Source organism: Mycobacterium barrassiae (assembly GCF_025822765.1).
GTDB classification, from domain to species: domain Bacteria; phylum Actinomycetota; class Actinomycetes; order Mycobacteriales; family Mycobacteriaceae; genus Mycobacterium; species Mycobacterium barrassiae.
On record NZ_JACKUK010000009.1, the window covers coordinates 290,817 to 310,873 of the forward strand.

At 67.2% G+C, this 20,057-nt stretch carries 22 protein-coding genes; 4 read left to right on the top strand and 18 right to left on the bottom strand.

Annotated features, from left to right (window positions below; translation table 11 throughout):
- Window positions 1-4: 4 nt before the first annotated feature.
- The 3 genes from hemC to H7J93_RS02265 form a co-directional block, all read right to left on the bottom strand.
- Window positions 5-943, bottom strand: coding sequence for a hydroxymethylbilane synthase (gene hemC / locus H7J93_RS02255; RefSeq protein WP_267304654.1), 939 nt, complete (start codon window positions 941-943; stop codon window positions 5-7).
- 3 nt (window positions 944-946) lie between these two features.
- Window positions 947-2,290 carry a glutamyl-tRNA reductase gene (locus tag H7J93_RS02260; protein WP_267304655.1) on the bottom strand — a complete coding sequence of 448 codons (1,344 nt, stop codon included), beginning with the start codon at window positions 2,288-2,290 and terminating at the stop codon, window positions 947-949.
- A 90-nt stretch (window positions 2,291-2,380) separates the two neighbouring features.
- Window positions 2,381-2,635 carry a glutaredoxin family protein gene (locus tag H7J93_RS02265; RefSeq protein WP_267304656.1) on the bottom strand — a complete coding sequence of 85 codons (255 nt, stop codon included), beginning with the start codon at window positions 2,633-2,635 and terminating at the stop codon, window positions 2,381-2,383.
- A gap of 38 nt (window positions 2,636-2,673) precedes the next feature.
- Here H7J93_RS02265 and H7J93_RS02270 point away from each other — a divergent pair, with 38 nt between their 5' ends.
- On the top strand, window positions 2,674-3,573 hold the full coding sequence (locus H7J93_RS02270; RefSeq protein WP_267304657.1) for an HAD family hydrolase: 900 nt from the start codon (window positions 2,674-2,676) through the stop codon (window positions 3,571-3,573).
- A 63-nt stretch (window positions 3,574-3,636) separates the two neighbouring features.
- Complete coding sequence (locus H7J93_RS02275; protein ID WP_267304658.1) at window positions 3,637-4,176, top strand: FAS1-like dehydratase domain-containing protein; 540 nt, start codon at window positions 3,637-3,639, stop codon at window positions 4,174-4,176.
- Window positions 4,177-4,256: 80 nt separating this feature from the next.
- Here the strand turns inward: H7J93_RS02275 and H7J93_RS02280 are convergent, their stop codons facing one another.
- The 9 genes from H7J93_RS02280 to H7J93_RS02320 form a co-directional block, all read right to left on the bottom strand.
- Complete coding sequence (locus H7J93_RS02280; protein WP_267304659.1) at window positions 4,257-5,378, bottom strand: lysophospholipid acyltransferase family protein; 1,122 nt, start codon at window positions 5,376-5,378, stop codon at window positions 4,257-4,259.
- Window positions 5,366-6,454 (bottom strand): SDR family oxidoreductase, encoded by a 1,089-nt coding sequence (locus tag H7J93_RS02285; RefSeq protein WP_267304660.1) that lies wholly within the window; start codon window positions 6,452-6,454, stop codon window positions 5,366-5,368. The genes H7J93_RS02280 and H7J93_RS02285 overlap by 13 nt, the downstream gene beginning before the upstream one ends.
- Window positions 6,455-6,483: 29 nt before the next feature.
- Window positions 6,484-6,585: a 30S ribosomal protein bS22 gene (locus H7J93_RS02290; RefSeq protein WP_003402602.1), complete on the bottom strand. Its 102-nt coding sequence runs from the start codon at window positions 6,583-6,585 to the stop codon at window positions 6,484-6,486.
- A gap of 157 nt (window positions 6,586-6,742) precedes the next feature.
- Entirely contained in the window at window positions 6,743-7,000 is a 258-nt protein-coding gene (locus H7J93_RS02295; RefSeq protein WP_083150579.1) for a helix-turn-helix domain-containing protein, read from the bottom strand.
- A 139-nt stretch (window positions 7,001-7,139) separates the two neighbouring features.
- Entirely contained in the window at window positions 7,140-8,012 is an 873-nt protein-coding gene (gene proC, locus H7J93_RS02300) for a pyrroline-5-carboxylate reductase (RefSeq protein ID WP_267304661.1), read from the bottom strand.
- Window positions 8,013-8,042: 30 nt separating this feature from the next.
- Window positions 8,043-8,870 carry a thioesterase family protein gene (locus H7J93_RS02305; protein WP_267304662.1) on the bottom strand — a complete coding sequence of 276 codons (828 nt, stop codon included), beginning with the start codon at window positions 8,868-8,870 and terminating at the stop codon, window positions 8,043-8,045.
- Window positions 8,871-8,898: 28 nt separating this feature from the next.
- On the bottom strand, window positions 8,899-9,744 hold the full coding sequence (locus tag H7J93_RS02310; RefSeq protein ID WP_267304663.1) for a sugar phosphate isomerase/epimerase family protein: 846 nt from the start codon (window positions 9,742-9,744) through the stop codon (window positions 8,899-8,901).
- Between the two features lie 39 nt (window positions 9,745-9,783).
- Window positions 9,784-11,061 carry an Rv0497 family membrane protein gene (locus H7J93_RS02315; RefSeq protein WP_267304664.1) on the bottom strand — a complete coding sequence of 426 codons (1,278 nt, stop codon included), beginning with the start codon at window positions 11,059-11,061 and terminating at the stop codon, window positions 9,784-9,786.
- 14 nt (window positions 11,062-11,075) lie between these two features.
- Window positions 11,076-12,041, bottom strand: coding sequence for a Ppx/GppA family phosphatase (locus tag H7J93_RS02320; RefSeq protein ID WP_267304665.1), 966 nt, complete (start codon window positions 12,039-12,041; stop codon window positions 11,076-11,078).
- A gap of 12 nt (window positions 12,042-12,053) precedes the next feature.
- Here H7J93_RS02320 and H7J93_RS02325 point away from each other — a divergent pair, with 12 nt between their 5' ends.
- On the top strand, window positions 12,054-12,851 hold the full coding sequence (locus H7J93_RS02325; RefSeq protein WP_267304666.1) for a DUF3109 family protein: 798 nt from the start codon (window positions 12,054-12,056) through the stop codon (window positions 12,849-12,851).
- A 65-nt stretch (window positions 12,852-12,916) separates the two neighbouring features.
- On the opposite strand, the gene regX is transcribed toward H7J93_RS02325, so the two are convergent.
- The 6 genes from regX to H7J93_RS02355 all read right to left on the bottom strand — a co-directional run bounded on the left by regX (window position 12,917) and on the right by H7J93_RS02355 (window position 18,906).
- A complete protein-coding gene (gene regX / locus H7J93_RS02330) occupies window positions 12,917-13,603 on the bottom strand; it encodes a two-component sensory transduction protein RegX (RefSeq protein WP_267304667.1) in 687 nt (228 codons plus the stop codon).
- Window positions 13,600-14,799, bottom strand: a complete 1,200-nt coding sequence (locus H7J93_RS02335) for a sensor histidine kinase (protein WP_267304668.1) — start codon at window positions 14,797-14,799, stop codon at window positions 13,600-13,602. Before H7J93_RS02335 ends, regX begins: the two co-directional genes overlap by 4 nt.
- A 141-nt stretch (window positions 14,800-14,940) precedes the next feature.
- Window positions 14,941-15,690 carry a phosphoglyceromutase gene (locus H7J93_RS02340; RefSeq protein WP_267304669.1) on the bottom strand — a complete coding sequence of 250 codons (750 nt, stop codon included), beginning with the start codon at window positions 15,688-15,690 and terminating at the stop codon, window positions 14,941-14,943.
- Between the two features lie 10 nt (window positions 15,691-15,700).
- Window positions 15,701-16,228, bottom strand: a complete 528-nt coding sequence (locus H7J93_RS02345; protein ID WP_267304670.1) for a type III secretion system chaperone family protein — start codon at window positions 16,226-16,228, stop codon at window positions 15,701-15,703.
- A complete protein-coding gene (gene mshA, locus H7J93_RS02350) occupies window positions 16,225-17,568 on the bottom strand; it encodes a D-inositol-3-phosphate glycosyltransferase (RefSeq protein WP_267304671.1) in 1,344 nt (447 codons plus the stop codon). Before mshA ends, H7J93_RS02345 begins: the two co-directional genes overlap by 4 nt.
- Before the next feature lie 36 nt (window positions 17,569-17,604).
- Window positions 17,605-18,906: an ROK family protein gene (locus H7J93_RS02355; protein ID WP_372507759.1), complete on the bottom strand. Its 1,302-nt coding sequence runs from the start codon at window positions 18,904-18,906 to the stop codon at window positions 17,605-17,607.
- A gap of 176 nt (window positions 18,907-19,082) precedes the next feature.
- On the opposite strand from H7J93_RS02355, the gene H7J93_RS02360 reads away from it, so the two are divergent.
- A complete protein-coding gene (locus H7J93_RS02360; protein ID WP_267304672.1) occupies window positions 19,083-19,841 on the top strand; it encodes an SDR family oxidoreductase in 759 nt (252 codons plus the stop codon).
- The last annotated feature ends 216 nt before the right edge of the window (window positions 19,842-20,057 follow it).

Sequence of the window (20,057 nt, forward strand, 5' to 3'; positions counted from 1 at the left end):
TCACTCACCTCTGCTCTGTGCGATCCATGAGCTCGCGCGCCCCGAGTTCGAACAACTCGTCGGCCACCGAGAGCCCCAGCTCCCGTGCCCGATCGGTCGTCCCGACCCCGGACGCGCGGATCACGTCGGATCCGTCCAGCGCCGCCACGCAGCCGCGCAGCGACACCTCTTCGAAGACTCGGCCGTCCTCGTCGATGGACTCGACCACCTCGGCGATCGCACCCACCGGAGCAGAACAACCCGCCTCCAGTGCGGAGAGCAGGGCCCGTTCAGCGGTGACCGCTGCGCGGGTGTCGGCGTCGTCCAATTCCGACAGCAGCGCGGCGAGCTCGGTGTCGCCTGCGCGGCACTCGACCGCAAGCGCACCTTGAGCTGGCGCTGGCAACATCTGCACCGGCTCGAGAGTCTCGGTGACATCGGCCAGTCGTCCAATGCGGGCCAGACCCGCACGGGCGACGACGATGCCGTCGAGATCACCGTTGCTAACCCTGTTCAACCTGGTATCAAGGTTGCCTCTTAGGGGGCGGATTTCCAAACCGAGACCCAATGCACTAAGCTGCGCGGCCCGTCGCGGGCTCGACGTCCCGATGACCGAGCCCGCTGGCAACTCCCCCAGCACCAGTCCGTCCCGGGCCACCAAGGCGTCGCGAGGGTCCTCGCGCGGGGGTATCGCGGCGATCTTGAACCGCGGGTCGGGTGCGGTGGGCAAATCCTTGTAGGAATGCACGGCCATGTCGACCTCGCCGCGGTCGATGGCCTCGCGGAGGGCGGCGGTGAAAACGCCGATGCCGATCTCGGCGACGGGTTGGTCGGAGCGGTCGCCCTCAGTCGACACGATCACCAGTTCGGCAGCGTGCCCTCTAGCGACCAGTTCGTCTCTGATGACACCGGCCTGTGTCGTGGCCAAGAGGCTGCCGCGAGTGCCTATCCGAATTACCGTCAAGCTCTACTCGGACTTGTCGAGATCGGGTGCGATCAAAGGCAATTCGCTTGCCGCGACGGCATCGACGGCCTGCTGGTCGAGCTCGAAGAGCTCCCGTAGCGCCTCGGCGTAGCTGTCGCCGCCGGGCGCGCTGGCCAGCTGCTTGACCCGCACTGTCGGGGCGTGCAGCAGCTTGTCAACCACACGGCGCACGGTCTTGGCGACCTCGTCGCGGTGCGCGGCATCGAGGCCCGGCAGCCGGTTGTCCAGCCGCAGCAATTCAGCCTCGACGACGTCGGCGGCGCGCTGCCGCAACGCGGTGACGGTGGGGGTGACCTCGGCCATCCGCTGGCCGGCCAGGTAGTTGGCGACCTCGGTGGCAACGATCGCGCGGGCGGCCTCGGTGTCGGTGGCCGCGGCCCGGGCGGAGGGCTCACGCTGGATCCGGTCCATGTCGACGACGTAGACGTCGGGCAGCCCGGCGACAGCGGGGTCGACGTTGCGCGGCATGCCGAGGTCGCAGATCACCAGCTGTTTCGGCATCTGGCCGTGCGCCAGCCCGCGGTGCACGTCAGCCAGGGACACGACGGGACGAACGGCGCCGGTACAGCTCACGACGACGTCGGCGTCCGTCAGCGTCGGAGTCAGATGGTCGAACGGGAAGGCCTCGGCCGTCACCCCGAGCTCACGGACCTTCTCGGCGAGCCGCTTGGCCCGCGGCAGCGACCTGTTGACGACGTGGATGCGCGCGACGCCCGCTTTGACCAGGTACTTGGCCGCGAGCGAACCCATCGAGCCCGCACCGATGACGACTGCGCTGCGGCCCTCCAACGTGCCGAGCTTCTTGGCGGCCATATCCAGGGACACCGACACCACGGAGGCGCCTGCGGCGTCGATTCCGGTCTCGGCGTGCACCCGCTTGCCGACGGACAGGGCGCGCTGCGACAGCTCGTGGAGGGTGCGGCCGACGGTGTTGTTCGCTTCGGCGGTGGCATACGCACGACGCACCTGCCCGAGCACCTGCTGTTCGCCGACGACCGCGGAGTCCAGGCCGCTGGCCACCGCGAACAGATGCTCGACGGCCGCTTCGGCGTAGCGCACGTAGGCGTATTTCGTCAGATCGTTCAGGCCCATGCCGGATTGCTCGGAGAGCACCTGACCGATGACCGAAAGCCCACCGTGGAATGCCTCGACAACGGCGTAGACCTCGACGCGGTTGCAGGTGGACAGCACCATGGCCTCAGTCACCAACGACGACTGCAGCACCTTCTGGACGATCTTTGCCTGTTCGGCCTCATCGGTGCTCAGCTGCTCGAGGACCGACACCGGCGCGCTGCGGTGCGAAACCCCGAAAAGCAACACGCTCACGGCTTCTCCACCACATCTCTCCCCGTCGCTCCGCTCGCCCCAGGAACGTCATCCACGGTAGCCGCTGACCAGCTGGCCCACCAAATTTGCTCAGCTGCTCAAGTCGGCTCGCAACCTGGGCTCATCGACTTCCCAGTAGCTGTGCTCGGCGCCGTCGAGCAGCACCACCGGCAGCCGGTCGCCGAACTCCGCCCGCAGCGCCGGGTTACCCGCCGCGGCGGCGGCATCGACGTCGGTAACCGTCAAAGCGAAGCCCAGCTCGGCGGCCAGCTGCTCGAGCCGTGCCGCGGCCCCGGTGCAGATCGTGCAACCCGCCCGCGTGAGCAACTCAACCTGCCTTTGCATCCCGCAAGTATCGCTGCCCGGTGACCTAGGCTGAATTCGTGTCCGATTCCGACGTCATCGAGCCTGCCGCGGGTGACGCCGACCATCAGCGGCTCGCCGGCGAGGCCAGCGCGAGTGCAGCAGTCACCGACCTGACCGCGGTCGTCACACCGCCCGCGCCGCCGCCCGATCTGACCGCGGCGGCGTTCTTCGATGTCGACAACACGCTGGTGCACGGGTCGTCGCTGATCCATTTCGCGCGCGGCTTGGCTGCCCGCAAGTACTTCACCTACAAGGATCTGGGCCGGTTCGCCTACGCGCAGGCCAAGTTTCAACTACTCGGCCGAGAGAACAGCGACGACGTGGCCGAGGGCAAGCGCAAGGCGCTCGCGTTCATCGAGGGCCGGTCGACCGCGGAGTTGATGGCCCTTGGCGAGGAGATCTACGACCAGATCATCGCCGACAAGATCTGGCCGGGCACGCGCGCACTGGCGCAGATGCACCTCGACGCCGGACAGCAGGTCTGGCTGGTCACCGCCACGCCCTATGAGTTGGCCGCCACCATCGCCAAGAAGCTCGGCCTGACCGGTGCGCTCGGTACCGTCGCCGAATCGGTCGACGGCGTCTTCACGGGCCGGCTGGTCGGCGACATCCTGCACGGCGCGGGTAAGGCCCACGCGGTGCGTTCGCTGGCCATCCGCGAGGGCTTGAACCTGCGGCGCTGCACCGCCTATTCGGACAGCTTCAACGACGTGCCGATGCTGTCGCTGGTGGGCACAGCCGTGGCGATCAATCCCGACGCCGACCTGCGCGACCTCGCGCGGGAGCGCGGTTGGGAGATCCGGGACTTCCGCACGGCGCGCAAGGCCGCGCGCATCGGAGTGCCGTCGGCGCTGGCACTCGGCGCCGCCGGAGGCGCGCTCGCGGCGATCGTGTCGCGGCGCCAGGAGGGCCGCTGAACCACCGGACCGGCACAGCCGCGCTGATAGGCTCGCGCCGCCCATACGAGACGAAGAGAACCCATGGCTATCGCTGAGAACATCATCGGAACCCACTACCGCTACCCCGACTACTTCGAGGTCAACCGCGAGAAGATCCGTGAGTTCGCGCGGGCCGTCAAGGACGACCACCCGGCGCACTACAGCGAGGAAGCCGCCAAGGAGTACGGCCACGATGCCCTCGTCGCGTCACTCACCTTCCTGGCTGTGGCGGGCCGTCGCGTGCAGCTGGAGATCTTCAATCACTTCGATGTGCCGATCAACATGGAGCGGGTGCTGCACCGCGACCAGAAGCTGGTCTTCCACCGGCCCATCCTGGCCGGGGACAAGCTGTACTTCGACTCCTACCTGGACTCGGTGATGGAGTCGCACGGCGCGATCCTCACCGAGATCCGCGGCGAGGTGACCGATGCCGAGGGCAAGCCGGTGATCACCAGCATCGTCACCGTGATGGGTGAGGCCGAGAGCGACTCGGAGGCCGACGAGGTGAGCGCGAAGATCGCCGCCGCGCGCGATGCCGCGATCTCGAAAATGATTGCTGGGCAAAGCTCTAAGGAGAGCTAGCGATTTCGTTGGCGAGCAGACGTGAAAACCCCTAAAACGGGTCGTTTGAGGGGGTTTCGCGTCTGCTCGCGGTGGATCCCCTATCCGAGGAACGCGTTACGCCTATTGGCCAACAGCTGGTACAGCGTCTGCTGGATGGTTTCGCGGACGTGGTCGGTGAGCTCGAACGTCACCATCGGATCGTCGGCGGCGGCCTCGTCGTAGTCGGCGGTGTAGATCGGTTCGCCGAACTGGATGTGCCACTTCGACGGCAGCGGCACCAGCCCCACCGGGCCCGCCAACGGGAACAGCGGCGTGATGGGGAAGTACGGCAGCCCGAGCAGACGGGCCAACAGCTTGACGTCGGCCACCATCGGATAGATCTCTTCTGAGCCGACGATCGAGCACGGCACGATGGGCGCCTTGGTCCGCAGAGCAGCCGAAACGAACCCGCCCCTGCCGAATCGCTGCAGCTTGTAGCGGTCCTTGAAGTGCTTGCCCAGCCCCTTGTAGCCCTCTGGGAAGACAGCGGTCAGCTCGCCTGCGGCCAGCAGTCGGTGCGCGTCGGACGTGCATGCCATGGTGTGGCCGGCCTTGCGCGCGGCCTGCCCCACCATCGGCATGTTGAAGACCATGTCGGCGGCCAGCAGACGCAGGTCGCGATTGGTCGGATGGTTGTCATGGACGGCCACGGACGCCATCAGCCCGTCGAAGGGCAGCACCCCGGCGTGGTTGGCGACCACCAGAGCGGCCCCGGTCTCGGGCAGGTTCTCGATACCGCTCACCTCGACCCGGAACCACGACTTGAAGAACACTCGCAGCAAAGGCAAGAAGATTGCGTTGTTGAGGTGGGAATCGAACCCGAACTCGTCGACCGTGTAGTCGCCCATCATCCGCTTGCGGATGAACTCCGCGCCGGCGGCGATTCGCTTGGCGAGTTCGGTGGGCGTCTCATCACCGGCCGCGACGCCCAAACCGGCGCCACGAATCTGGTCGATTTCATGAACGACTGCGGCGATCTGCTCGACAGAAGCCTGCGCTCCGCCGTCCGAGAGCATCGAGGGATGTCGGCGGGAACCTTGTGCCCGCGCCGCAGCGGCGCGTCGGGAAGCCGTGGATCGGCCCGAATTCGAGTGCAGCGGAATAACTTTGGCCTTCGACTCACCCGCCACGTTGGTTCCCTCTCCCCCACCCGATATGAACTGCTGGCCTATCTTCCCCATCGTTGCGCCACAGATACGGCGCGGCTCTCCAATGAGCGTACCCACTTCGGGTCGATGATCGGAGTCAACCCGCGACCCCGGACGTAGTCGTCGAACGCTTCCAACGTCGTCCACTTCGGGTTGTACCCAAGCTCATTGCGCATCCGCGTCGTGTCCATGACGCGCCCATAACTCAGATAGTCGAGCTGCTCGCGATCGACTTCAGTGTAGCGAGTCGCGCGCCATAGCGAATCCACAGCGGCCAGCGCCGACCGCGGCACCGGCAGCGCCACGCGGCCGGAGCGCCGGATGGCCTGACTCATCATGATGATGCCTTCCGCGCCGATGTTGAAGGTGCCCGCACAGCCCGCGATCGTGGCACGCTCCAGCGCGCCGAGCGCGTCCTGCTCGTGCAGCAGCTGAAGCCTGCCGTCGTGCCCGATCACCGTGGGCACCACGGGCCCGGCGAGATAGCGCGACAGCGCGGTGTCCATCGCGGGGCCGATCATGTTCGCCAGTCGCAGGATGGTGACCGTGATGTCGGGACGGCGTCGACCCAGCCCGCGCGCATAGCCCTCGATGTCGATGCTGTCGCGGGCGAAGCCCTCACCCGGCGGCCGCCGCGCGGTGCTGGTCTCGGTGAACTTGACCGGATCGTGCGGGTGCGACCCGTAGACCTCCGACGTCGACTTCACGATCACACGTCGCACCGACGGCGCCTTCTGGCAGGCGGCGAACAGCTGGATCGCGCCCATCACGTTGAGTTCCTTGAGCGCGGCGCGCCCACCCGAGCGCGGTGCGTACGACGCCGCGGCGGCGTGCACGACGGTATCGACGTCGCCGTTGCGGATGACCTTGCCGATGAACGGGTTACGGATATCAGCCCGCACGAATTCGGCGCGACCCATCCTGCGCAGCAGATCCTTGCTCGGCGCGATCGCGTCGACGGCGATCACGTGGTTGATCAAGGGATTCTGGGCCAGCCGGGCCGTCAGATAACCGCCCAGGAACCGGCACGCGCCGGTGACCAGTACGACCTTGGGGTAGCCGGCGGCATCCTCAGAAGAACGGTCCGAAGAGCGACCCTCAGAATCCATCCGGTCAGCCTAGCGACCAAGCAAGAGAACTACTTGCCGAGCTTTCTGCGCTGCACCCTCGTGCGACGAAGCAACTTGCGGTGCTTCTTCTTCGACATGCGCTTGCGCCGCTTCTTGATGACTGAACCCATGGACTCCGCTACCTAGATGTATTTGTGCACTTACATGCACCACGCCCGTCTGTGCACTCCGTGCACGTGACTCGACCCGCTACCTTACCTGGGCGGCCCGGGTAACTGAAAAACGCGTGACGATGATCAAGCGGCGGAGGGCAACCGGCCTTCGCGATCAGCCTGCGTCGAAGTACGAGCTCTCGAGCATGTCGTGGACGGCCTTGGCATGCACCCGGAAGGATCGCCCGACACGCACCGCAGGCAGCTCCCCGTTGTGTACCAATCGATATACCGTCATCTTGCTGACCCGCATGAGACTGGCCACTTCGGCGACGGTGAGGAATTGAGCACGTGGCGGCTGGCCGTCGGAAGCGGCGTTGTCTCGCTTGCCGCTTGCCGAATCGCGCCCCGATGGCCCGTTCATAGACGTCATCGCAACCCAATCAGTTCAGGCACGGGCAGTTCCAGCAGCTTCCCCACCGCTGGCACAGACTCGTGCTTACACGAGGAGAATAGCGTGGCGGATGGGGTTACTGCGACGGGTGTGGGCTAATCAATTTGAATTGATTGAACTACGCTGATGTAATTCCTAGCTGCTCAGAGCGCGTTTTTGCGGCTTCCACCGCGGCCGCGACGGCGGCCCGCAAACCGCCCCGCTCGAGTTCTCGCAGACCAGCGGCGGTGGTACCCCCGGGCGAGGTAACTGTCGCGCGCAGCTGTGCGGCGGAGGTGTCGATCGCCGCGCCCAGCGCCACATCGCCGCCTCCTTCGGACTTGTCGAGGCGCTCCAGCAGCATCGCGGCCGATCCCGCCATCGTCTGGACGACGAGATCGGTCGCTACCGAGCGCGCCAGACCGGCCGCCACGCCCGCGTCGACCATGGCCTCGACCATCAGGAAGAAGTACGCCGGGCCCGACCCGGAGACGGCCGTGACCGCGTCGAGCTGCGATTCGGGCACGGTGAGTACACCACCGACCGCGTCGAAGATCGACGACACCGCCTTGAGGTGCTCCGCGGTGGCGAATCGACCGGGCGCGAGCGCGCTCACGCCGCCGCCGACGACGACCGGGGCGTTGGGCATCACCCGGATGACGGGCGATCCCGCGGGCAGCTTGTTCTCGTAGAACGCCGCAGTGACACCGGCCGCCACGGTCACGAAAACCTTTTCGGCGGTGTCGGTTTCGGCTCGCGCGGCGGCATCGGCGATCTCGGCGACCAGACCTTCGACGTCGAACGGCTTCACCGCGACGATCACGTAGGTTGCGGTATCGACCGCGTCGCCAACCGTCGTGACCAGCACCGAGTACGTCTCTGACAGGTACTTGGCCCTGTCCGGGTCCTTCTCGGCAACCACGAGGTCCTTGACCTGCCGTCCGGCGCGCAACATGCCCGACAGCAGTGCCTCACCGATACTTCCACCACCGATGATCGCGATTCTGGCCATGCGGGCAAGCATTGCAGACGCCGCGACCGGTTACTGCGCGGGCGGCACCAACGCCAGCTGGCGGCTCTGCACCACGATGTGGCCCTCGCAGTCGACGACGATGTGGTCCTCGTCGAACCAGTCCTGGCCGATCTGCACCGTCGTACACAGCACCCGCAGCCACCCGTCGGCCGGCAGCGCCCGCAGATAGGCGGTCAGCTGCACGGTGGGCGCCCAGCCGAACCGGTTGACCCCGAAGGTCACCGGAGCCGAGACGTCGCCGCACAGCAGCGCGAAGAGCACGTCCGGGGCCACCCCCTTCGGCCGCACCCAGTACTCGATCACCGGCGGGCCGCCGTCCGCGCGGGGCGCCATCGTGGTCAGCGACGGACGGATGTCGCAGCCGTGCGCGAGATGGACGATGTCGGCCATCGGATGGCCCTCCCCGATCGGCTCCAGGCCCGGCGGCGGATCCGGCTGCATCAACGGGACCACCGGGTTGACCGACAGCAGCGGCGGTACGTGGTGCTCCGGTTCGCCGATCGTCACCGCCGCCCGCACGGCGGTGCGGTCCCCCTGGGTGAGTTCGACGTCGATCAGGCTCACGCGACGCCCACGCTTGCGCACCGTCGTGGTCACGCGCATCGGCCCGGGATCGGGCGCCCACAGGAAGTTTCCGGAAACCGCGATCGGTTGCGCGTTCTCGTCCGCTGCGCCGGCCCAGTGCTCCGTGCGCGCGGCGTTCGCGCACAGCGCCAGCATCGCCCCGCCGTGCACCTTCTCGCCGATGGTCCAATGTTCGTTCAGCTCACCGTCATACACGCCGTCCCCGGCGCTGGTCAGCTTCATGGCGTCGGTGAACAGGGTTGAGCTCGGCACGTGTTTCCTTGTCTCGTCAGCGATTTCGTCAGCGCAGCAGGTTCTGGCGGGCGAACTGCAGCGACTCGACCAGCAGCGCCTCCCGCTCGGCGGCCGTCCGCGCGCCCGATGTGGTCACCTCGAGGATCACATGCCCGGCGAAATCACTTGCGGCCAGCATCTCGCAGACCTCAACGGTGGGCTGGCTGCCGCGGCCGGGGACGAGATGTTCGTCGGTCGACGCGCCGCTGCCGTCGCACAAATGCAGGTGCACCAGGCCGTCGCCCATGCGGCGCGCCATCTCGAGCGCGTCGGTGCCCGCGGTCGCCGTGTGCGACAGATCGAGCGTGTAGTGCGCATGGTTACCGTCGAGCGGGTCGTAGGACGGCGCGAACGCCGAAATGCCCGGCCCGGGCTTGCCTCCGCGCTTGCGCATGCGCTCGATCGACGTCTGGCCGGCGCCGAAGAACCGGTCGGCGCGGAACGGGAACATGTTCTCCACCGCCACCATCACATCGCTGGACGCCTCGAGTTCGGCGACCTGATCGGTGAACCCCTCGGCGTACCGGCGCTGCCACCGGAACGGCGGATGGACGACCACCGTCTGCGCGGCGAGTTGTTCGGCGGCGCGCACACTGCGCTCCAGTTTCGGGATCGGGTTGGCACCCCACACCCGCTGCGAGATCAGCAGGCACGGTGCATGCACCGAAAGCACCGGCATGTCGTACCGCTTGGACAGTTCGGCGATGGCGTCGATGTCCTGAGAGACGGTCTCGGCCCAGACCATGAGCTCGACACCGTCGTATCCGAGTTTCGCGGCGTACTCGAAGGCGGCCTCGGTCCTCAGGGGATACACCGAGGCCGTCGACAGACCGACCTTGATCGCTGGGCGCACGTTGTTTATTCGACGTCTATCAACTGGCAGTGGTCGCCGTTAACCCGACTGCAGCAGCGCCAGCGGCCCCAACGTGACCAGAGCCCCGACGGCCACCGCGATCAGCGTGCTGCCGATGTCCTCGGTCTTGCGCACCACCCGGACACCGACGACCAGGCCGAGAATCACCAGGACGGACAGCACCAGCGCGACGATGTTGTTCCACTTCCACAGCTGGTCGAAAGCGACGAACAACCCCGCGCCGAATGCGACGGCGAAGACGCACTGCCCGACGATCCACACGCCGTGCATGAACGACGACATGGCCCCGCCCGTTTCGGCCTTCCGGTCGACGGCGATGACTTCTGTGTCGGCGCCAGCGCGGACGGCCCCCTCGTCGTCGCCGGTCGGGCCGCCGAACAAGTCGTCCGCACCGGAGCGCAGATAGGACACCGAGCTCTTCGATGCCTCGGTGTCGTCTTCGGCGGCGGCTTCCGTGTCGACAGCGTCGTCGCCCGCTTCAGTTTTCGCATCCGACCAGTCCAGGGCGAGCTCGTCCTCGACCGGATCCGGATCGGGGCTCATCTCCTCGGCGTCGGGGACGACGCTGAACCGGCGCGAGCCCGGCCGACGCGGCGGCACGAAGAACGGCAGGTCGACGTCGGTTTCTCGTTGCTTGATGTGGGCGGCGTAGTCGGAAACGGCGCCGGCGTAGTCGTCGTCCGAGTCGTCGGAGTCGTCGTCGGACTCGTCGGCCTCCTCGGCCTCCTCGGCCTCCTCGGCGTCCTCGGCGTCCTCGGTGTCGGTTTCTGTGGCTTCGGCTTCCTCGGTGTCGGCTTCCTCGACGTCCGTGGCGTCCTCTGCCTCGGGTGCCTCGGCGTCCGTGGCGTCCTCTGCCTCGGGTGCCTCGGCTTCCGTGGCGTCCTCTGCCTCGGGTGCCTCGGCTTCCGTGGCCTCGGCTTCAGTCGCTTCGACCTCGGCCTCCTCCTGCTCGACAACGCCGTTGCCGGCAGCGGGGCTGCTCAGGTCGGTGGACTCGGTTTCGGGCTGGGCTTCGGCCTCGGCGGCTGGCTGCTCCTCGGCGGCGGGCTGCTCGGGCTCGGCGGGCTCTTCGACGGGTTCCTCGACGGGCTTTTCGACGACGGGCTCGCGGGCCAGGTCACGGTCGGTGACGATCGGAATTTCACCGGTCAGCTCAGCGACGGAGATGGAGCCGGTGTCACCGCGACGACGCCTGCGACGCCCACCAGCAGGCGGGGCGCCGATGGTGCCGTTGCGCGCCAGCAACTCCGCAACCGAGATCGGTCGCGTGCTCTGGCTGTCGTCTGATCTAGTCATCGTCTTTCTGCCGGTCAGCGTCGCTGCACGGACGTCTCCACCAAGGCCGTTCCATCGGCCTCGCTGTCGAGTTTCCGCAGAATCAGCCCTTCTCGCAATGCCCAGGGGCAGATATCCACACTTTCGACATCAAGGGCCTTCATACTCGCCTCAGCTACCAACGCTCCGGCCACGATCTGCGGCGCGCGCTCGGCACTCACTCCTTCCAATTCCGCACGGTCAGCCGCGGTCATCCTAGAGATGAATGCTATGAGCTGCCTCAGCCCGGTGGCCGTGAGCGTCCGTTTCACCCGTGGACCTGCCCCGGACGGGGCCGCGCCGGTGAGGCGGGCCAGCGAACGGAATGTCTTCGACGTCGCCACCGCCAGATCCGGCGGACCTGCCTTGAGCATCTCGGCGCCCGCGTCAGCAAGCTCCGTCGCCAACCAATCGCGAAGCATCGCGACGCGGCGCCGGCCCGGTGGATCGTCGGGTAGCCACTCCCGGGTCAGCCTGCCCGCGCCGAGCGGCAGCGACAGCGCCACCTCGGGCTCCTCGTCGACACCGTTCGACAGTTCCAACGAGCCGCCGCCGATGTCGATGTTGATGATGCGTCCCGCGCTCCAGCCGTACCACCGGCGCACCGCGAGGAACGTCAGCCGGGACTCGTCGACCCCGGTGAGCACCTGCAGCGCGACACCGGTCTCGGCGTGCACCCTGGCGAGGACTTCTTCGGAGTTCTTCGCATCGCGGACAGCGGAGGTGGCGAAGGCCATCAGCTCGGCGCAGCCCGAACTCGCCGCGATCTTGGAGAACTCGTCGAGGGTGCCGATCAACTTGTCGGCGCCCTTGCGGGTGAGCTTGCCGTTGCTGTCGATCGCCTCGGCCAGGCGCAGCGCGGCTTTGGTGGAACTCATCGGTGTCGGATGGCCGCCGCGACGCGCGTCCACCACGAGGAGGTGGACGGTATTGCTGCCGACATCCAGCACGCCTAATCGCACCCTTTCAACCTAATGGGTTTACCGTTGAAAACTGTGAGCGCATCGCATCCCGGTGAGGTTGAACTCGACTTTGCCCGCGAGTGGGTCGAGTTCTACGACCCTGACAACCCCGAACATCTGATCGCCGCGGACATGACCTGGCTGCTGTCCCGGTGGACGTGCGTGTTCGGCACGCCCGCCTGCCAGGGGACGGTGGAAGGCAGACCCGACGACGGCTGCTGCTCGCACGGCGCGTTCATGTCCGACAAGGACGACATCGCCAACCTGGACGCTGCGGTCAAACTCCTGACCGACGAGGATTGGCAGTACCGCGAAAAGGGGCTCGGCAAAAAGGGCTACCTCGAGATGGACGAGTACGACGACAAGCCCAATCTGCGCACCCGAAAATACAAGGGCGCCTGCATCTTTCTGAACCGCCCCGGCTTCCCTGGCGGTATCGGATGCGCGCTGCACTCGAAGGCGCTCAAGATTGGTGTCGAGCCGATGACGCTGAAGCCCGAGGTGTGTTGGCAGCTGCCGATCCGCCGTACTCAGGAATGGGTGGAACGTCCTGACGGCAGCGAGATCCTCAAGACGTGGATCACCGAATACGACCGGCGCGGCTGGGGCGAGGGTGGCGCCGACTTGCACTGGTACTGCACGGGCGACCCGAATGCGCACGTCGGGAAGAAGCAGGTGTGGGAGTCCTACCGTCCCGAACTCACCGAGCTGATCGGCGAGAAGGCTTATGCCGAGTTGGCCGCAATGTGTAAGCGGCGCAGCGCCTTAGGGCTGATCGCCGTGCATCCCGCGACACGCGCCGCCGAATAACTAGCGATTTCGGCGTGACTGGTCTCGCTGAGCGAGACTAAGCACGCCGAAATCGCTGAAAAACGCTAGCCCTCGAGCTTGTAGCCCAGGCCGCGGACCGTAATCAGGTGCACCGGATTCGCGGGGTCGGCCTCGATCTTCGACCGCAGCCGCTTCACATGCACGTCAAGAGTCTTTGTGTCGCCGACATAGTCGGCGCCCCACACCCGGTCGATGAGTTGACCGCGCGTCAGCACCCGGCCGCTGTTGCGCATCAGATACTCGAGCAGGTCGAACTCCTTGAGTGGCAACGTGATCGGATCACCGTTGACCGACACGACGTGCCGCTCGACATCCATCCGCACCGGCCCGGCCTCGAGCACACCATCGCCGATCCCGTTGTCGTCGTTGTCGTTACCGCGACGCAGCACCGCGCGGATACGCGCAATCAGCTCCCGTGCCGAGTACGGCTTGGTGACATAGTCGTCGGCTCCGAGCTCGAGCCCCACGACCTTGTCGATCTCGCTGTCCCGCGCCGTCACCATGATGACGGGAACGCTTGAGCGCAAACGCAATTGCTTGCACACATCAGTGCCGCTCATCCCCGGAAGCATCAGGTCCAGCAGGACGATGTCGGCACCGGCCCGCTCGAACTCGGCCAGGGCCGAGGGCCCGTCGGCCACCACAGTGGCCTCGAAGCCCTCCTTGCGCAGGAGAAAGGCCAGGGGATCGGCCAAGGACTCTTCGTCCTCCACGATCAACACGCTGGTCATCTGTCTAGCTGGTCCTCTCGTTCGTCGTGCACTTCTGGGTCTTCGTCACCCTTGGGGAACGCCGGAATCGACAGGGTGAACGTCGATCCCGTGCCCGGCTGACTCCACAGCCGGATCGATCCGTTGTGATTGGCGGCGACGTGTTTGACGATCGCCAATCCGAGCCCGGTGCCGCCGGTGGCCCGGGACCGCGCCTTGTCGACGCGGAAGAACCGTTCGAACACCCGCTCCTGATCGGCGCTTGCGATGCCGATACCGCGGTCGGTGACGGCGATTTCGATGTTGTCGCCGCGACGACGCCTGCTGATCGACACCGACGAACCGTTGGGCGAGTACGCGATGGCGTTCGAAACCAGGTTGGCGATCGCGGTGACCAACAGCGCCTGATCGCCGAGCACGCGGTATCCCGTCGGCGCATCGGTGGTGATCGCGATGTCGGCGTTATCGGCGGCCACCTTGTACCGCGACAGCGCCTCCGCGACGACGGTGTCGACGTCGACGGATTCGAGGTCGGGCAACGGCTCGGCGCCCTGCAGCCGCGACAGCTCGATCAGCTCACCGACCATGTTGGCCAGCCTGTTGGACTCGGTCAGCATCTTCTCGGCGAACCGGCGCACCGTCTCCGGGTCGTCCGCCGATGCCAGCACCGCCTCGGCGAGCACACCCATCGCGCCGACCGGGGTCTTGAGTTCATGGCTGACGTTGGCGACGAAGTCGCGGCGGGTCGCCTCCATCCGGGCGTGTTCGGACTGATCGTCGACGTAGACGACGGCGAAGCGGCGGTCCTGCTCGGTCAGCAGGCGGACGTGACCGCGCACCGACAGCCCGGAGCGGCCAGGATGCGCACGCTTCCGCGGAGATAAGTCGACCTCGACGTCCTCGCCCGTGGTCAGGGTGCGTTCGGCCGCCAGCCAGGCGCGGTTGTCGAGCAGCCGGTCGCGGACCAGCCCCAGCTCGCGAGCCCGGTCGTTGGTGTAGACCACGTCACGGTAGGTGTCGACCACGACGATCCCGACTGGCGACTGCGACACGATGTGGGCGAGCATCTGCGAGACGGTGATGCCCGTCTGCGCGGTGGCCCTGCGCTGCCTGCGCTCCTGCAGACGGGGTGCCAGCCCCGTCCCGAGCGCCACCCCGATCACCAGGGTGAGCAGTGCGACGGATGCTGCGAGCAGCACCGCCGTTAGCACACTCACGCGAAAATCGTACGCATCCGGTGAACGTCATCCCAGCAGCGTGCGGCCAAACCGGGACATGTCACACAAGGAATCGCCGAAATTCGAACCCCGGCTGTCCGCTGTTAACCCGCCGTTTGCCGGCGCGATCGATTTCGGGGCTTACTTCGCGCCCTGCGCCGCCACTGCGGCCGCGCCGGCCGCTGCCGCCTCCGGATCCAGGTAGGTGCCTCCGATGACCTTCGGCTTGAGGTCGCCGTCGAGGTCGTAGCGCAGCGGAATGCCGGTGGGGATGTTGAGGCCGACGACGTCCTCGTCCGACATCCCGTCCAGGTACTTCACCAGCGCGCGCAGCGAGTTGCCGTGGGCGGCGATCAGCACCGTCTTGCCGGCGCGCAGGTCGGGTTCGATCGTGCTGGTGTAGTAGGGCACGAACCGCTCGACGACGTCCTTGAGGCATTCGGTGAGCGGCGTTCCGCCCTCGATGTCGGCGTAGCGCGGGTCGCCGTCCTGGCTGTAGGTGCTGCCCGGCTCGATGGGCGGTGGCGGGGTGTCGTAGCTGCGACGCCACTTCATGAACTGATCGTCGCCGTACTTCTCCTTGGTCTCCGCCTTGTTCAGACCCTGCAGCGCGCCGTAGTGCCGCTCGTTGAGCCGCCAGTCGCGGTGCACCGGAATCCAGTGCCGGTCGGCGGCGTCCAGCGCGAGATTCGCGGTGGTGATCGCCCGGCGCAACAGCGATGTGTACAGCACGTCGGGCAGGCGATCGAGTTCCTTGATCAGCTCACCGGCGCGCACCGCCTCGGCCCTGCCCTTGTCGGTGAGGTCGACATCGACCCAGCCGGTGAACAGGTTCAGCGCGTTCCACTCGCTCTCACCGTGGCGGAGCAGGATCAGCGTGGAGTCTCCCATGCCGAAGAGACTATCTTGAGGCCGATTCCCCGTCGTCTTCGTCGTCGTCGTCGATCAGGTGAGCGAAGGCCTGCAGGTTCTTCAGCGACTCGCCGCGCGACACCCGCCACTCCCACTCCTTCTGGATCGACGACCGAAAACCCAACTCCAGCAACGTGTTGAAGTCCGCATCGACGGCCTCGAGCACCTGCCCGAGCACCCGGTCGATCTCGTCGGGGGTGACCGAGGCCAGCGCCATCCGGCCGACGAGGTAGATGTCGCCGACGTTGTCGAGCGTGTACGCGACGCCGTAGAGACGGCGATTCCGCTTCAGCAGAAAGCGGTAGACGCCCTCGTGGTTCTCGTCGGGCTTGCGGCAGACGAACGCCTCGACGCGCACCGAGTGTTCACCGATGGACAGGATGGTGTTGGTCTTCAGCCGCCGCTCGCCGGGCAGTTCGACGATGATGCCGGGCAGCCCGCCGTGCGCGCCCTCGTGGCGGGTGCAGACGAGGCCGTTCTCCTTGCAGGTCTGCTCGATGATCTCCGCAGCGTTCACGCCCGGACCCCGCGGCGGATCGTGAATCGCCTGCCGCTGCGCCGCGCCGCGACGTCCTTGCGCTGACGTGCGCGGTAGTCGGCGTTCGCGCGGCCGTAGCTTTCCAGCAGGGCGTCGACGGTGTGGGCCCACGAGAACGTGGCGGCGTGCTCGACGGCGGCGGCACGCATGGTGTCGGGGCCGCGGTCCAGCAGGGCGCCGATCGCCTTGGCCCAGTCGTCGACGTCGTGGCCGTCGACCAACGTCCCGGTGACACCGTCGCGCACCGCGACCGGCAGCCCGCCGACGGCGGCGGCCACCACCGGGATACCGCAGGCCTGTGCTTCGATCGCGACGAGTCCGAATGACTCCGAATAGCTGGGCACGGCAACCAGATCGGCGGCACGGTACACGTCGACCAGTCGATCGCGCGGCTGCGGCGGCAGGAACGTCACATGTGCGGAGATACCCAGTTCCTCGGCCAGTCGAATCAACGACTCGGGTGCGGCCAGTCCGCTGCCGGACGGTCCGCCCGCGACCAGTACGCGCAGCGCGCTGAAACGGTCGGTGAGCCGGGCGGCGGCGCGCAGCAGCACATCGGGTGCCTTGAGCGGCTGGATCCGCCCCACGAATGCCAGCACCTGCTCGTCGTCGGCGAGGCCGAGTGCGGCGCGGGCGGCGGCGCGGTCGCCGGGCGTGAACAGTTCGAGGTCGACACCGGGGTGCACCACGTCGATGCGGGCCGGGTCGGCGTGGTGTAGCGAAACCAGTTGCTGCGCTTCGGTTTCGGTGTTGACGATCAACCGGTCCGCCTCGTCGACCACCTGTTGTTCTCCGACCGCGCGCAACGGCGGCTCGGGGGCGTCGCCGTCGGCCAGCGCCGCGTTCTTCACCGCGGCCAGCGTGTGCGCCGTGTGCACGAGCGGCACCGCCCACCGATCCCGTGCCAGCCAACCGACCTGACCCGACAGCCAGTAGTGCGAATGCACGATGTCGTAATACCCGGGCTCATGGGTGGCCTCGGCCCGCAGTACGCCGGCGGTGAAGGCGCACAACTGGGTGGGCAGGTCGTATTTGTCGAGCCCTTCGAACGGGCCGGCGACGACATTGCGGACCAGCACCCGGGGCGCGACGTGGACGACGGGGGCATCGGTCGACGACGTGGCCCTGGTGAAGATCTCCACCTCGACACCGCGCCTGGCCATCTGCAGCGCGCTCTGCAGGACGTAGACGTTCATCCCGCCTGCGTCGCCGGTACCGGGCTGCGCCAACGGCGACGTGTGCACCGACAAGACGGCTACGCGTCGAGGAACCACTAGACCGGCGATGTCCGATCGGCTCAGATCCGTGGCTGGGCGCACACAGTCATGTCTACACCGTGCGGGGACGGCGGCTCGTCACGCACTCACTTCGGGGCGCCGGTTCAGTGCCCGCTTCATCGCGCCGATGGGATCGGCATAGAGCCCGACGAGGGACACCACGCCTGCACCGGCCTCCTGCACCCGGTTGCCGAACGCCGTCAGCCGGATCTGCCGCGGTGGCATCACCGACCGCGCCGCGTAGGCCGCCTCCACCAGTTCCATGCCCTCCGGATATTCGGTGAAGGCCTGGCCACCGACCACGAGGTCGTCGGGATTGAGCAGGTCGCGCAGCAGGGCGACAGCCTCGCCCAGCACCCTCGCCCGCTCGGCGAGCAGCGCCTGCGCTTGCTCGTTGCCTCCCCTGGCGGCCCGCAGCACCGCCGACATCGTCGACGACGGTCCGTCGCCTGCGATGATGCGTGCCTTACGGGCGGCGATCAGCACAGCCTCGTCGCTCACGGTGGACTCCAGCTGGCCGGTGCCACCCAGGAGTTCGGAGTGGGCGGGCAACGCGGCGATGGTGCCGGGTCCGCTGGCGGGTGAGTGCACCCGTCCGCCGATGGACAGCGCGTAGCCCACGGTCTCGCGGGCGTAGACGTAAAGGCTGGTCGAGCTGGCTGTGGGCGCACCGCCCGCGATCTCGTTGACCGGCAGTCGGCGGGCCCCGAGCAGCAGTTCCGCACCGGCCATCGCGTCGACGTGGGATGCGACCGACACCGGCAGTCCGAGCGCCTCGGCGAGCACCGGTCCGACAGGGGCGTCCGACCAGCCCAGCCGCGGATGGTCGAGGTAGCCCGTCGCGCTGTCGACAACACCGCCCGCGGCGACGCCCACCCACAGCGGGCGACGGCGGTGCCAGCGGGCGAGATAGCGGCGGGCACTGGCGGCGAGCGAGGCCAGCGCGGCGGCCTGCGGTCCCCGCGGAGTCGGCGTCTCGACCACATCGAGCGTGCGGCCGAACAGGTCGGTGGCGACGATGCTGGTGGTACGGGCACCGATGTGGATGCCCAGCGTCAGATACGGCTCGTGGTTGACCTCGACCGGGACGCGCGGGCGGCCGATGGCGCCGGAGACGGCCAGGTCAGCGCGTTCCCGCAGCACACCCGCGTCTAGCAGCGCGGTGACCTGACGGTTGACCGTCGCGATACTGAGCTGGGTGACTTGGGCGATGACGTCACGGGCGATCGGACCGCGCAGGCGGGCCGCCCCGAACACGGATCCCGCCGCGGCCTCGGCCACCCGCAGCGACGGTGCGACGACGTGGTGGCGGGCCAGCAACGCACGCTTGGCGTGAGCGGCGGAAGAGGGCTTACGAAGAGTGGCGGTTGCAGTGCGCACAGGGATTGTCCTTTTGTGAAGTCGGCCGGTGGGTTCGGTGCCGCACCCGGCGACTGTCAATCAGGACAGCGGAATCAGGAGCGGCGAAGTGCGCAACAACAACAGTGCCGCGTGATGCGGGCGGCCTGACTCCTGGACATAGGGGTGAACTTAGCACGCCAACTAAAGTTGGGCCTATGACGACACCAGAGACCGACAAGCGCGTCGCGGTGGTCACCGGCGCCAGCGCCGGGATCGGTGCGGCAACTGCGAAAACCCTTGCAGCCCTTGGCTTTCATGTGGTTTGCGCAGCCCGCCGCGCCGAGCCCATCAAGGCCCTTGCCGAGGAGATCGGCGGCACCGCAATTGTGACGGACGTCACTAATGCGGATTCCGTCAAAGCCCTGGCAGACAGCCTGAACAGGGTCGATGTCCTGGTGAACAACGCGGGCGGGGCGCGCGGACTGGACCCGATCGCAGAAGCCGATATCGAGCACTGGCGGTGGATGTGGGAGGCCAATGTGCTCGGCACGCTGCTGGTCACCCGTGCGCTGCTGCCGAAGCTGATCGACTCCGGTGACGGGCTGATCGTCACGGTCACGTCGATTGCGGCGGTGGAGATCTACGACAACGGCGGCGGCTACACCTCCGCCAAGCACGCCCAGGGCGTACTGCATCGCACCCTGCGCAGCGAGCTACTCGGAAAACCGGTGCGGCTCACCGAAGTTGCGCCGGGCATGGTGAAGACCGACTTCTCGCTGAACCGGTTCGAGGGCGACGAGGAGCGCGCGGCGAAGGTCTACGAAGGTGTCACGCCGCTGGTAGCCGAGGACATCGCCGAGGTGATCGGGTTCGTTGCCAGTCGCCCGTCGCACGTCGACTTGGATCTGATCGTGGTGAGGCCGCGCGATCAGGTCAGCGGGGCGAGCGGATCCCGTTTCAACCGCCAGACCTAGAGCCGACAGCCGTTCACAATGTCAGCCTGAGAGCGTCGCCGTGCACATATAGCCTCGGCCGCGCTGTCAGCACGACATTGTGAGTCCGAGCCCTAGACGGTATGGAGGCTGACTCGAGGCCGAAGGCCTCGGGCTGCAAATGGACGTGGGTTGCCGATCGCGGGTGAACACTCGCATCGGTAGAGCCACAGTTGCAGATCAGGAGGCCTCCGGTGA